At 41.9% G+C, this 13,306-nt stretch carries 12 protein-coding genes; 4 read left to right on the top strand and 8 right to left on the bottom strand.

Annotation, left to right across the window (positions count from 1 at the left end; all coding sequences use genetic code 11):
* The first annotated feature begins 187 nt into the window (after nt 1-187).
* Nucleotides 188-1,123 carry a ribokinase gene (rbsK, locus tag L4C54_RS15245; protein ID WP_428808843.1) on the top strand — a complete coding sequence of 312 codons (936 nt, stop codon included), beginning with the start codon at nt 188-190 and terminating at the stop codon, nt 1,121-1,123.
* An 81-nt stretch (nt 1,124-1,204) separates the two neighbouring features.
* Complete coding sequence (locus L4C54_RS15240) at nt 1,205-2,209, top strand: substrate-binding domain-containing protein (protein ID WP_428808842.1); 1,005 nt, start codon at nt 1,205-1,207, stop codon at nt 2,207-2,209.
* Between the two features lie 29 nt (nt 2,210-2,238).
* Here the strand turns inward: L4C54_RS15240 and L4C54_RS15235 are convergent, their stop codons facing one another.
* On the bottom strand, nt 2,239-2,730 hold the full coding sequence (locus tag L4C54_RS15235) for a peptidylprolyl isomerase (protein ID WP_428808841.1): 492 nt from the start codon (nt 2,728-2,730) through the stop codon (nt 2,239-2,241).
* 291 nt (nt 2,731-3,021) lie between these two features.
* Between L4C54_RS15235 and L4C54_RS15230 the strand changes: the two genes are divergently transcribed.
* Nucleotides 3,022-5,196, top strand: coding sequence for a CHASE3 domain-containing protein (locus L4C54_RS15230; protein WP_428808840.1), 2,175 nt, complete (start codon nt 3,022-3,024; stop codon nt 5,194-5,196).
* Nucleotides 5,197-5,267: 71 nt separating this feature from the next.
* Here L4C54_RS15230 and L4C54_RS15225 read toward each other — a convergent pair whose 3' ends face one another.
* From L4C54_RS15225 to L4C54_RS15195, 7 genes are all read right to left on the bottom strand, one after another.
* Nucleotides 5,268-5,423 (bottom strand): DUF3012 domain-containing protein, encoded by a 156-nt coding sequence (locus L4C54_RS15225; protein WP_428803525.1) that lies wholly within the window; start codon nt 5,421-5,423, stop codon nt 5,268-5,270.
* 103 nt (nt 5,424-5,526) lie between these two features.
* A complete protein-coding gene (locus tag L4C54_RS15220; RefSeq protein ID WP_428808839.1) occupies nt 5,527-6,756 on the bottom strand; it encodes a hypothetical protein in 1,230 nt (409 codons plus the stop codon).
* Nucleotides 6,757-7,179: 423 nt separating this feature from the next.
* The gene (gene sstT, locus L4C54_RS15215; protein WP_428808838.1) at nt 7,180-8,394 is read right to left on the bottom strand and encodes a serine/threonine transporter SstT; all 1,215 of its coding nucleotides are present in this window, start codon (nt 8,392-8,394) and stop codon (nt 7,180-7,182) included.
* 319 nt (nt 8,395-8,713) lie between these two features.
* Nucleotides 8,714-9,223: a copper chaperone PCu(A)C gene (locus tag L4C54_RS15210; RefSeq protein ID WP_428808837.1), complete on the bottom strand. Its 510-nt coding sequence runs from the start codon at nt 9,221-9,223 to the stop codon at nt 8,714-8,716.
* Between the two features lie 34 nt (nt 9,224-9,257).
* Nucleotides 9,258-9,866, bottom strand: a complete 609-nt coding sequence (locus L4C54_RS15205; RefSeq protein WP_428803521.1) for an SCO family protein — start codon at nt 9,864-9,866, stop codon at nt 9,258-9,260.
* Nucleotides 9,863-10,318, bottom strand: a complete 456-nt coding sequence (locus tag L4C54_RS15200) for a hypothetical protein (protein WP_428809051.1) — start codon at nt 10,316-10,318, stop codon at nt 9,863-9,865. Before L4C54_RS15200 ends, L4C54_RS15205 begins: the two co-directional genes overlap by 4 nt.
* Nucleotides 10,319-10,443: 125 nt before the next feature.
* The gene (locus L4C54_RS15195; RefSeq protein WP_428808836.1) at nt 10,444-11,364 is read right to left on the bottom strand and encodes a polyprenyl-phosphate transporter; all 921 of its coding nucleotides are present in this window, start codon (nt 11,362-11,364) and stop codon (nt 10,444-10,446) included.
* Nucleotides 11,365-12,063: 699 nt separating this feature from the next.
* On the opposite strand from L4C54_RS15195, the gene gltS reads away from it, so the two are divergent.
* Entirely contained in the window at nt 12,064-13,290 is a 1,227-nt protein-coding gene (gltS, locus tag L4C54_RS15190; RefSeq protein WP_428808835.1) for a sodium/glutamate symporter, read from the top strand.
* Nucleotides 13,291-13,306: the final 16 nt, after the last annotated feature.

Genomic DNA, 13,306 nt, shown 5'->3' with positions numbered 1-13,306 from the left:
AATATTAATTATTGCTCTCCTCTTCCCCCTTTAGTCGATGTTAGGGGAGAGCAAAATTGATGTTTAGGTGTTTTTAAACAGCGACATATCTAGTTCTAGAGAGCATACAAACATCAGTTTTCGAGTGAATTCTCACTCTGTATTTTTCTTACTCAAATTAGGTTCTTAGAGAACCGAGGATAACCGTATGAATAAGTTAGTGGTATTAGGTAGTGTAAACGCTGACCATGTTCTTCAAGTGCCTTCATTTCCTCGCCCAGGCGAGACGCTTCATGGTCGTCGTTATCAAGTTATCCCAGGTGGAAAAGGGGCAAACCAAGCGGTTGCCGCAGCTAGATTGAACGCCGATATTGGTTTCATCGCGTGTGTTGGTGATGATGCGTTTGGTATCAACATTCGTGAGAGCTTCAAGTTAGATGGAATCAATATCTCGGGTGTAAAAATGCAGCCGAACTGCCCAACAGGCATTGCGATGATTCAGGTTTCGGATAGTGGTGAAAATAGCATTTGTATCTCTGCAGAAGCTAACGCCAAGTTAAGCGCTGAAGCAATTGAACCTGATCTAAACAATATTCGACATGCAAAGTATCTACTTACGCAGCTCGAAACGCCCCTAGACGGTATTGAAAAAGCAGCGCAGTTTGCTAAAGAGGCTTGTACTCAAGTTATTCTAAACCCTGCACCAGCACGTGAGCTTCCAGAGAGTCTATTAGCGTGTGTTGATGTTATAACCCCTAATGAAACCGAAGCCGAAGTACTCACCGGAATAACGGTAACAGACAATGATTCAGCGCAGGAAGCCGCTAACGTATTGCATGGTAAAGGCATTGAAATAGTGATGATTACCTTGGGTGCTAAGGGCGTTTGGGTGAGCCGCTCTTGTTCGAAAGGAAGTGGTCGTGGTGAATTGATTCCGGGCTTTAAAGTTGATGTAACAGACACGACGGCAGCGGGAGATACGTTTAATGGGGCACTAGTCACTGGTTTATTGGAAGATATGCCTTTAGAATCAGCGATTAAGTTTGCACACGCTGCAGCTGCGATTTCTGTTACGCGTTTTGGCGCGCAAACGTCTATCCCGAGCAGAGAAGAGGTTGATGCCTTTCTCCGTGAAAGAGCGTAGCGAGAGAGTTAACCTTAAACTCAACCCTAGACTCAAAGAATAGAGTGTTAGTCACATTTTATTACTCACAAGGAATGTTCCATGGCGACAATGAAAGACATTGCAAGATTAGCTAGCGTATCCACTTCAACTGTAAGCCATGTGATCAATAAGTCTCGCTATGTGAGTGAAGAAATTTCAGAACGAGTGAATAAGGCTGCCAACGAGCTAAATTATGCGCCATCAGCCTTAGCTCGCAGCCTTAAAATGAACCGGACTAAAACCATTGGAATGCTTGTTACCACCTCAACAAACCCTTTCTTTGGTGAAGTGGTAAAAGGGGTTGAGCGTAGTTGCTACCAAGAAGGCTACAACCTTATCCTGTGCAATACCGAAGGTGATAGCGAACGCATGAAAGCGTCGATCAATACGTTGCTACAAAAGCGTGTTGATGGCGTTATTCTTATGTGTTCGACCCTTGAAGGTGAACGAATAGACGTTTTTGAACGTTACCCTGATATTCCTGTTGTTGTGATGGATTGGGGGCCAATGCTATTTACCAGTGACAAAATACAAGACAACTCCTTGCGTGGCGGATACATGGCGGCTAAGTACCTTATTGAGTCTGGCCATAAAGAGATTGGCTGTATTACTGGACCACTAATTAGGCATCAGGCACAGATGCGTTATGAAGGTTATAAGCGTGCCTTAAACGAAGCTGGGATTGAAATTAACCCCAACTGGATAGTGGAAGCCGATTTTGAATGTGATGGTGGCTATGCGGCTTTCAATACTATGAAAGCAAAAGGAGCTCTACCGAGCGCTATTTTTGTGAGTAACGATATGATGGCGATGGGCGTTATTAATGCGGCAAATGAGAATGGTATCAAGATTCCTCAAGATGTCTCCATCATAGGGTACGATGATATCCATATTGCAAAATATATGACCCCTTCGCTTACCACTATTCATCAACCTAAATATCGGTTAGGTAAAGCGGCAATAGAGACGTTATTGAAGAAACTAGAGAAAGAGTCAAGTGAAGCGATCGTTGTCCAACTTGAACCAACGCTTGCTGTTAGAAAGAGTGTGAAGATTTTGTCGTAACTCGTTAACTCTACGGGTATTTATTACGTTTAAGTCATCGTTACTCGTTCAATGATTACCGCTTCAGTCGGAACATCGTCGTGACCCTTAATTGATGTGGTTGGGACTGAAGCAATACTATGTACAACCTCCATTCCTACTGATACCTTTCCAAAAACAGCGTATCCCCAGCCTTTATTAGTCGTGGCGGTATGATCTAGAAAATCATTATCAGCCAAGTTGATAAAAAACTCTGACGTGGCGGAGTGGGGTGACTCGGTACGCGCCATCGCAATGGTACCCGTTAGATTTTTTAAACCTCGATTCGCTTCATTCACTATGGCGATTCGCGTTGGTTTTTCTGAAAGCTCTTCAGTAAAACCACCTCCTTGAATCATAAAGCCCGAGATAACTCGGTGAAAAATGGTCCCTTCATAAAAGCCCTCTTGGCAGTATCTAAGAAAGTTTTTGGCGCTGACAGGTGCTGTGGCTGTGTTTAATTCAATACAAACATCACCAAAATTGGTGTGGAGGGTAATCATAGTGCAAGGCTCAACAATTTTTAGTGTGGCAAGTATACGTAATATGGAAAAGAGGCAACAGTCCTGAGTGTGAATATGGCCACTGTCAAAGTACTCCTTTGTTTGTAACGTAGCTCGATTTATTGAGATTAGCGACCTATAACTAAGTATAAAGATTACAAACATAGTAATTCAGTTGGAAAGGGCTTATGTACTTATTTTGGGTTTATCTACCTATCTGAGGCTTTTAAATGAGTTAAGTGTCCGTCCCTGCTGATCGGAAAGGTAATAGATACAATAGGGACATTTAGTATGTTTTTTAAAAACCTCGCATTACGTTACAAAATAGCCTTCGGAACCGGTATACCTCTGGTTTTGCTAGTCCTTCTCTCTTTTCTTGCTATTTCTAGCTCTAACTCTCAAGTCGAATCAAGTGGCATGGTTGATCATACTCATAAGGTGATTCAGCATGCGATGAAAATAGAGGCGGCTGCGGTTGATATGGAGACGGGAATGAGAGGGTTTCTGTTAGCTGGTAAAGAAGATTTCCTTGCCCCCTATGTAGGGGGAAGAGCCGCGTTTACTGAGCGAGTGAGTCAATTAAAGCAAACGGTGAGTGATAACCCAGCTCAGGTAAACCGGCTTTCCGATATTGAGAGTAATATTAATGATTGGATAAACAACGTGACTGAGCCAGCTATTCAGTTGCGTCGTGATATTGGTGATGCGAAAACCATGGACGACATCGCAGACCTAGTAGCAGAAGCTCGGGGTAAAGTATATTTTGATAAATTCCGAGACCAAATAAGTTTATTTATAGATAGAGAACAAAGGCTGTTAGAAGAGCGTTCGATAAATAATCAAAAGAACTTCTCGTTAACGTTCAAATTACTAGGCAAAGTGAATCAAGAAAGTGGTTTTAACCCACAGCAATTTCAGCAAATTGGACAGTATTTGGATTCGATTGAAGAAGCCAGCAATTGGGTGAACCATACCTATAAAGTGATCAATACGGCTCAAGATATTTTGGCCTCAGCCGTGGATATGGAAACAGGAATGCGGGGATATTTGCTTGCAGGGAAACCTGAGTTTTTAGACCCATATAAACAAGGTAAACAAAAATTTGAATCTTTGATTACTAGCCAAAAGGAAACAGTATCAGACAACGCTGAACAAGTGAAACTACTCAATGAGATGCTAAAAAATATTACAGATTGGCAAACGAATGTTGTCGATCACAATATTGCGCTTCGAACCGAAATAGGCGACGCCAAATCAATGAACGACATGGCAGCTTTAGTTGGAGAAGCGAGAGGTAAAGTGTATTTCGATAAATTCCGTGGCCAAATTGCTGAATTTATTAGCATTGAAAATACCTTAATGATCGAGCGACAAGCTGCGGCTGAAGGGGCTTCAAGTAATACCAATCGAACAATTTTAGTGGGTATGTTGATGGCAATCGTGTTGGGCGTATCTGTTTCATGGGTGATTCTAAAATCAATTACAGGACCCGTCAGTGAAGTGGCCAAAGGGCTGTCAGCTCTCGCAAAAGGTGATCTCACCACAACGATCATTGTTGATTCTCAAGATGAACTAGGCCAAATGGCTGAAAGTTATAACCAAGCGGTGCATCGAACAAACCGGGCGATGAAAGAGGTATTGAGTACCACAGAAGATGTCGCTGAAGGAGCAAAATCAATTACCCAAGCTAATGACAGCATGGTCAATGAGCTGACGGATCAAGCAGATCAGGTGACTCAAATATCTTCGTCGATTGATCAAATGTCACTGAGTATTCAAGAAGTTGCTCTTAAATCAGCAGAGGCTACAACCAGTGCACAAAATGCAGGTGTGACAGCCAATTCCGGAGGAGAAATAGTTAAAAACACCATAGATGGAATGAACTCAATTGATGATGCGGTCTCAGCGTCTTCCAACAGCGTTCTTGAACTAGGAAAACGTGGATCGAAAATTGGTGAAATTATTGGGGTCATTAATGATATTGCGGAGCAGACTAACCTTTTGGCTTTAAATGCCGCTATTGAAGCTGCAAGGGCGGGAGAGGCTGGACGAGGGTTTGCTGTCGTGGCCGATGAAGTGCGGACTTTAGCGGATCGAACTACATCAGCGACTAAGGAAATTGCCCAGTCCATTGAAGCAATTCAAAGTGAAACACAAACGGCGGTTAAGGGAATGGAGTCAGGGACTGCCCATGTAAAAGAAGGGCTAGAAATGGCCCAGAAAGCCGGGGTGAGTTTGGGTGAAATTGTAAGTGGAGCTCAAGAGGTGGCGACTATGATCGATAGTATTGCTGCGGCCGCTGAGGAACAATCTCAAGCAAGCAGTGAGGTCAGTAAAAATGTTGAATCTGTTTCAAGCGTCTCACGTAGTGCCAATGAGCAAGCCAGTGTCGCTGCGATGTCTGCGCGTGAGTTAGAACAGAAATCAGAAGAACTCAAAGCGCTTGTTTATCAGTTTAAGGTCTAAATATACAAAATATGTTAGAAAAATGGACCCATTAGGGTCCATTTTTAATTTAGGAATCTTTGCTTGGAGCATTAAAATACACAGTGCTTGGCATAATCGCCAGCTTCATTTGCTGTCCAATCGCCTTTAGGTGTCTCTTCCATATTTTCACACCATGCTTCACTGCCGACTTCAGTACAAGCCATAAGTTGTGTAGCGAGAAAAAGTAACAGCGCGATTCTTTTCATTTGATGTCCTTATCAATTAAGCTTTGAAAATACAGGTTAATTAATTAGCTGACTATAAGCAAATCAGTTTCTGCTAATCGCGATAGCAGCAAGAAGCAATTAGTTAAGGCGTAGAGCCAGACACGGCGATTTCATGCCCATCTAATATCCCTTTGCCTTCCGATAGCTCTTTAAGCCGTGCATTGATAACACCGTCTGTGCTTGTGAAAGCAACCGAATATCCTTCAATATATTCCTGAACATATCCGGTAGAGAGTGATTTGAGCTTTTCGATATAGACGACACCTTTATTGAACTCTCCTTGAGAGACTACGGCCAAATTAGGGGTGAGTAGTTGGATGAACTTATAGGGGTGCGCGACAAAGCCGCTACCCATCACCAGAGCGGCGATAATAGGGGTTGTAATTACTGCATTTTGGAACCACTCCGAAAAGCGTTTGTGATCTTTAACTAAGCTCGACATTGAGTCACGGTTTACCCATTCAGTTTTGGCTCGTTTTAAAACCTTACCAACTAACGAACGCTGGACCATGTAATCAACCAGTTTTACAATTCGCTCAAACAGCCCAGTAATTACGCTGACGAGCATACCGGCTCCAGCGAAAGCGTCTCCCGCAGCTTCCAAACCAATTTTGGTTACCCCAACAGCAGCGTTTTTCAAGCCACCCATAAGGCCGGAAGCTGAGTGGCGAGCAAGTGCATTGGCGATAATACTTGGGTGCCCGCCAAGTAGTTCAACGCCTCGACCTGCGTAATATTGCGACACCAAATCGCGTGACTTGAACGCCGCTTGTTTTACGCCAGAGTAGATGTCAGATGCGCTTTGAACATAGCCCCAACCGGGTATGAAACTAGAAAAGTTTCCTGCGAACTCAGCGGTTAACCAAGCGCCAAATTCAGCAAACCACTCTGCCCCGTAAAGCGCATCGCCATAAACCATTTTAACTTTGCTGACTAACATGCGAAAGAATTCAGAGATGATCTGTTTGACCTTAGCAATAACCACTGATGTTGCTTCTCCCACAACGGTGACGGCTTTAGTAACCGATTTCCCCACTTTGGATTGTTGTAGTTTCGCTACGGCATCGGTTTTGTTCAGTAATCCCATTGAAACAGATTTGAGGTCACTAAGTGGCTCCGCACCAATAACAAAGTTGTCAAAGAGATGCCCATTAGAAAAAGAAGAGACCTTATTAACATCTGTGTTGGCAAGCATGTACATAGCCCCCATGCGAGCATCTGCCATCTCAAGCAATTGTACATCCAATGCAGTATTGGTTGTTTTACCAAACAGTTTGTCTTTTACTTTTCGTTTGAATACTTTTAGGCGCATCTCATCTCCCAAGAGCGAAGTCATTAAGCACTTTAATAAATCATAACTCTTAGTGTTGATGCATTCATTTGAATTGTAAATGTATTGATGATGATTTTGTTTACAGTTTGTAGCCAATGTCCTCCTAAAATGCTCAATAAAACCAAGCGGTTCTAAATGAAACGCCGACGATAACAAATAGGATGGAGATAATGGTGATGAAGTAAATACTGTTTATCCGATTATAACTTGGTGTAGCGGATCGGGAGTCACCATAAATTGATGCCGATTTTAGACGAAGGAAATGTGTATCATTACTTCAATAAAAAATCCCCATCAACAACGTTGATAGGGATTTTTGGCTAACTGTAGAACTGTTTAAGTGCTCTTAAACCATCGCTCTTGAACAAACGGTCCTAAACAAACGTCCCTAAACAAACTAAGTTACGCTCGCTTTTGTTCGGCTTTACAAACAGCCGCTGTGAAGACAACATCTGTTGAGCTATTAAGTGCTGTTTCAGCTGAATCTTGGATAACGCCTATGATAAAGCCAACAGCAACAACTTGCATCGCGACTTCATTCGGAATACCAAAAAGACCACATGCAAGAGGAATTAGCAGCAGCGAACCACCTGCAACACCAGAAGCACCACAAGCAGATACGGCAGCTACAACACTTAGCAATAATGCCGTCATGATATCAATTTCGATGCCGACAGTATGAACAGCAGCAAGTGTAAGTACTGTAATTGTAATTGCTGCGCCAGCCATGTTGATTGTTGCACCCAGTGGAATAGATACTGAATATGTATCTTCATCAAGCTTTAGCTTTTCACAGAGAGCCATGTTTACTGGAATGTTTGCAGCACTCGAGCGAGTGAAAAATGCTGTAACTCCGCTCTCTCTTAGACACTGTAATACAAGTGGGTACGGGTTCTCTTTGGTTTTCACGTAGACAATGATTGGGTTAACAACCAACGCGATAAATGCCATTGCACTTAATAGCACAAGAACCAGTTGACCGTAGCTTGCTAAAGCTGCAAAGCCAGTGGTCGCAAAAGTCACAGACACTAAACCAAAAATGCCGAACGGTGCGAGGCGAATGATAAAGCGCACGATTTGCGACACGCCGTGGCTAAGATCTTCAAAAACAGCTTTAGTTGTTGCTGATGCATGATGAAGAGCTAAACCTAGAGCAATAGCCCATGCCAAAATGCCGATGTAGTTAGCATTCATCAATGCACTAACAGGGTTATCGACAACTTTGAACAGTAGAGTATTGAGGACTTCTGCAATACCTTGAGGTGGTGTTGCTCCAACTGGGCCTGCGACTAATGTTAATGTCGTCGGGAACATGAAGCTAAGAACCACAGCAGTTAATGCGGCTGTTAACGTACCAATCAAATAAAGAACGATGATTGGGCGCATGTGCGTGTGCTGATTTTTTTTCTGATTGGCAATAGAAGCTGCAACTAAAATGAATACCAAAATTGGGGCGACAGCTTTCAATGCACCAACAAACAAGCTTCCCAGTAGACCAGCACTTTTGGCTGCATCTGGAGAGATTGTGGCTAGAAGTACACCGAGTACGATTCCGGCAAGAATTTGTAAAACCAGATTACCTCTGGCGAAACGGGCAAAAATGTTGTTGCTTTGCATAATCATTCCTGTGACTAATAAGTATGTTTTATTGTGATTATATGGATTGCTTTATTGGGCGGGTCAATAATATATACGCAATATTTTATGTCTAGGAATAATTTCAGAATGGTGATAAATGTTGTGGTTTTGTGTTTGTTGTGAATTTTAACGCTAAATGGGTGTTGCTTTTTGGTTGTTTAGTCTTCTGCTTTGTTCGTTCTTTAGGCGTGACTGTTTAAATGCGTATAAAAGTGAAAATATGACGAACAAAAAATAAGAGGAGACATTTCTGCCCCCTCTTACTATTGTCTAGCTGTAATCAGTGTGAATACTTAGCTTAGTGATGTTTCATACCCGACATCACTTTTTTGATTGGTGCAGTAAAAGTGTACTTCTCACCGTTCTTAAAGTTTAGTTCAACGTCAATCGTTTCGCCTTCAACCAATGGCTGTTTAAGATCGAACAACATAATATGTAAGCTACCCGGTTTAAGTTCAACCATACCGTCTGCAGGGATGGTTAGTTGATCGATCTGGCGCATTTTCATCATATCGCCGTCTTTAATCACATCATGTAATTCCACTTTGCCTGCAGCTTCAGTTGTTGCACTCACAAGAACTTGATCTGTTTTACCGTGGTTCATTAAGTGGGCAAATATGGCACTATTAACAGCTCCTGGAGCCGTAGCTCGAGCATAGGGGTGGTGAGCCATAACATTCATGTCCATCGTCGCCATTTCCTTAGCGCCCATGTCATGAGGTGCTGAGTCAGTAGCGGTTGTATCTGCAGTTGCATAGCTAAATGGGCAAGCAATAAGGCTACAAAGAATCGCAGTTTTCAATTTCATGTGACTAATATCCTATAGGGTTGTTTTTCTTTTGTTATTTGGTCTGTAATTGTTTTATCGCCTCAACTAGGGGGGCTGGCGATAGGGTATGTGGAACTTTGGTTAATAATGTCCCATCGGGCTTTGTGAAATAGAAATAGGAACTATGGTCTATGGTATAGCCGAGTTCTGAGTTCTCTAACTCTGTTTTTCGAAAAATAACACCATAGTTATGAGCTAGATCGGTAGTTACTGAGACTGGAGCAGATAACCCTTCGATCATTGGGTTAAAATATTGAGCATATTTATACGCCGTTTCTGCTTGATCTCTTTCTGGATCAAGTGAAATAAACAGTGGTCTAAGTTGCTCTTTTGATGGCTCATCTAATTCATTGAGCGCACCTGCTAACATAGCTAAAGAGGTAGGGCATACATCAGGACAGCGAGTAAAACCGAAGTAAATGACTCTTATCCGGTTATCTTGTGTGTCAAAAATATCGACAGCTTTACCACCTTCGCCAAAAAAGATCGTAGGCTCTGTAGTTCCGTTATTCACGCTTTCAGTCTTGTTATCCTCGACTTCTGCCTGTTGCGTAATGTAACTGTTGATTGCGATGCCTAAGACGAATGCAACGACAAGTAATAGCGACCAGTTTTTGTTCATCGTTCAATCCTTATTGCTGGAAATACAGTTTGTGAACCATCAGTTAATGTGCCTACCCAGGTCATCTTTTGAGTGGTACAAATGGGTAGCATGATTTCAGCTTGATAGATGTTTTCTTGAGTTGGTTTAAGTAGATACTTTACAGAACCCATGTCCATCTCTAACCCCTTCATATCGAGTATTAAACTCTCTGCTTGAGCGTCTTCCCAATGAACAGTGAACGTGGTGGGGACTAATGGTTGAGCAGTATCTTTATCGAGTGTCATGACTATTTTGTTTTGCTCACAAGATTGGGTTGAGACAAAGCAATAGTCATCGACTGATGGCGGTGGAGATTGTGCAGGGGCGGTTGATGCCGTAGCAGGCGAAGAGACGAGTTGACGAAGGTCATTAGCAAAAAAACCAATGACAAGCGCGGCCACGACAGCAGTAACTTTTAACGCGGGATGCATAAGAATATCCATATCATTACTCTATGAGAGGTGGATATTAGCATGCTTATAAATATGAATTTTAAGACTATTATAAAAATGTGCTAACAATCATGCGGAGTATAAAATACTCCGCAATTAGATGGCTAAATGTCGTTTTTCTCGCCAAATTTTTCAAGCCCAAGCACGAGAGCTATCGCACAAAGCATCATCACAACAGAGATAATCAACTGAGCAGGCTCTGATGTATTGGATTCGTAGTTCAATGGTGATAAGTTTTGCTCGATTAAAGGCACTTGTTCACCACTCGAGTTGGTGCGCCAAGAAAGAGTTTCCTTCCAAGGCCATATTTTAGGCAAAGTCCCCATCATTAACCCTGTTAAGAAGATTAATGTTAAGTCTCTGAATGAATTGAGCAGCTTCGACAATAGGTGAGAAAAGCTGAGTAAGCCAATCACACAACCAGAAAGAAATAACATAAGAACATCAAGTTGGAATGACTTTACTGCTGCTAATACCGGCGTGTACATACCGATAAGTAATAGAATAAAACTGCCTGAAATTCCCGGTAAAATCATTGCACAAATGGCGATAGCACCAGCTAATAAGATGTTGAAGTTTGTGACTTCAAGCTGCAAAGGATGTAGAACCGTAATGCTGTAGGCGAACGCTACCCCAAGCAACATGAAAACTAAGCGAGATAGTGAACGTTTTTCAATTTGTTTAAGAATATGAAAGATCGACACCAATATTAAGCCAAAAAAGAAAGACCATAATGGAATCGGGTGTGTTTCTAGCAGCCATGAAATGAGCTTCGCTAAGGTCGCAATACTTGTTAGTACACCACCAAAAAGAGCGATTAAAAATAAGCCATTAATATGAGCAAACGCGGCTGTGAATCCTTCTCGTTTCCAAATCCCTATTGCTGTGGGATTTATCCTACGAATACTCTCAAGAAGTGTATCGTAAATTCCGGTGATGAATGCGATTGTGCCACCAGAAACACCAGGGACGACATCTGCAGCCCCCATCGCCATGCCTTTTAGAAATGTAGTGAAATAGTTCATCGTGAAACTGAGTAATTAATGATTTTACGCAGTATACAAATTCTGTGTCGAAAGTGTATGAAAATAAGCGACTAGCTAGAAATGAAAATTGTTGCCTAGGTTAAATTTCAATATACCCAGATAATACGTAATCTATTAATAAGCAATTAATGGAATAGCATTTTGCTTCTTGTTGCATTTTGCAAATGCAGTATGCAAACAGTGCTGCACAAAATTGAAGTTTATGCGATCTAGTGCTGCTTTTTTAAGGTTATATTCTTGGCACGCTAACTGCATTACTTAGTTCGACCCTTCTTAAGCCGAGGGTCACCTAGCCAACTGACGTTGTTAGTGAATTTTTTGTTCACAATATATATCGGCCAATCGCGACATTGCGGTTGGCCATTTTTTTTGCTACTAATCCCCGCTTAGTGACGACTATATCGACGTACTATTTAACAAAATTAGACAATGGCGCTCTAATTGTTTCATAATGCGGCTCTTTTCTTTTAGCTGTCCGTCCACATTACTATCGTTTAGAGACACAACAATTTTTCTTTTAGGCAATGATAAGAATCGATTTCTAAAAATTCACCTAAAATAGAGAAGGACGTGGTTGATGTTTTTTCGACCAATGCAGAACATCAACACGCACTAGTTCTTATTATAGAAACGTACATACTCGTTATGGAAGATGAGTGAAACAACGAAAGAGGTTATATGAATCAATTAATTTCAGTTGGGCCACTAGAGTCTTTCCTAATCGCAATCAGCGTATTATTCCTAGGCCACTTTGTTAACAATAAGCTCCCAGTACTAAAAAGGTTCAACATTCCAGAGCCCATTGTTGGTGGCTTGATTATTGCCATTGCGATTACTGTGATGCACTTTAATGGCATCGATCTGTCGTTTTCTTTGCCTTTGCAAAATACCTTTATGCTGATGTTTTTCAGTACCGTTGGGCTTGCTGCAAACTACACTCAATTGATGAAAGGTGGGGCAAAGGTCTTTTTGTTTCTTGCTATCGCTTCGGTATATATCATTATTCAAAATGGCGTGGGCGTAACACTGGCTACAGCGCTTGGTCTTGATCCTTTAATGGGGTTAATAGCGGGTTCAATTACATTGTCTGGCGGGCATGGAACAGGTGCAGCGTGGTCACAAACGTTTTCTGATACTTATGGCCTGTCGAATACACTTGAAATCGCAATGGCGTCAGCGACATTTGGTTTGATCATAGGCGGTATCATTGGCAGCCCTGTCGCTCAGAAGTTGATTGCAAAGCATGGCTTTGAGTCAGAATATGGCAGTGGAATTCATACCCACGAGCGTTTTCCTGAACTTGTTACTTACAACGAGTATGAAGAAGATAAAGTCACTGCAAAAAAGGTGATTGAAGTACTCTTTATCTTATTGATTTGTGTCACCGGGGCTAAGTACTTGGAGCAGTGGGTCAGTTCGTTAAATATTGAGTGGTTGATGATCCCAGATTTCGTCTATGCGTTGTTTATTGGTGTGTTTATTACCAATGTTATGGAAGTAACGAAAGTTCATAAGGTTGATACTGAAACCGTCGATATTCTCGGTACGGTATCACTATCCCTCTTTTTGGCGATGGCTCTGATGAGTTTAAAGTTGTGGAATATTTTTGATCTGGCGATTCCATTCCTTACGATATTGGCCGTTCAGTCTGTGATCCTTGGTTTATTCGCTTACTTTATTACTTTTAAAGTGATGGGCTCAAACTACGATGCTGCGGTAATTTCGGGTGGACACTGTGGTTTTGGTCTTGGTGCGACGCCAACGGCGGTAATGAACATGGGGTCATTGGTGAATAAATATGGCCCATCACCTCAAGCGTTCATGGTTGTTCCAATTGTTGGTGCATTCTTTATCGATATCGTCAATCTTATCATTCTTCAAAGCTACATCAGCTTTATTGGCTAATTCCAAAATCCCTTTC

The organism is Vibrio lamellibrachiae, assembly GCF_050337265.1.
GTDB classification, from domain to species: Bacteria; Pseudomonadota; Gammaproteobacteria; order Enterobacterales; family Vibrionaceae; genus Vibrio; species Vibrio kyushuensis.
The sequence above is the reverse complement of the archived record's forward strand: the minus strand, read 5'-3'. Positions and strand labels throughout refer to the sequence as shown.

Coding starts and splice junctions, on each gene's coding strand:
- rbsK (WP_428808843.1), top strand. CDS start 188: ATGAATAAGTTAGTGGTATTAGGTAGTGTAAACGCTGACCATGTTCTT.
- L4C54_RS15240 (WP_428808842.1), top strand. CDS start 1,205: ATGGCGACAATGAAAGACATTGCAAGATTAGCTAGCGTATCCACTTCA.
- L4C54_RS15235 (WP_428808841.1), bottom strand. CDS start 2,730: ATGATTACCCTCCACACCAATTTTGGTGATGTTTGTATTGAATTAAAC.
- L4C54_RS15230 (WP_428808840.1), top strand. CDS start 3,022: ATGTTTTTTAAAAACCTCGCATTACGTTACAAAATAGCCTTCGGAACC.
- L4C54_RS15225 (WP_428803525.1), bottom strand. CDS start 5,423: ATGAAAAGAATCGCGCTGTTACTTTTTCTCGCTACACAACTTATGGCT.
- L4C54_RS15220 (WP_428808839.1), bottom strand. CDS start 6,756: ATGCGCCTAAAAGTATTCAAACGAAAAGTAAAAGACAAACTGTTTGGT.
- sstT (WP_428808838.1), bottom strand. CDS start 8,394: ATGCAAAGCAACAACATTTTTGCCCGTTTCGCCAGAGGTAATCTGGTT.
- L4C54_RS15210 (WP_428808837.1), bottom strand. CDS start 9,223: ATGAAATTGAAAACTGCGATTCTTTGTAGCCTTATTGCTTGCCCATTT.
- L4C54_RS15205 (WP_428803521.1), bottom strand. CDS start 9,866: ATGAACAAAAACTGGTCGCTATTACTTGTCGTTGCATTCGTCTTAGGC.
- L4C54_RS15200 (WP_428809051.1), bottom strand. CDS start 10,318: ATGCATCCCGCGTTAAAAGTTACTGCTGTCGTGGCCGCGCTTGTCATT.
- L4C54_RS15195 (WP_428808836.1), bottom strand. CDS start 11,364: ATGAACTATTTCACTACATTTCTAAAAGGCATGGCGATGGGGGCTGCA.
- gltS (WP_428808835.1), top strand. CDS start 12,064: ATGAATCAATTAATTTCAGTTGGGCCACTAGAGTCTTTCCTAATCGCA.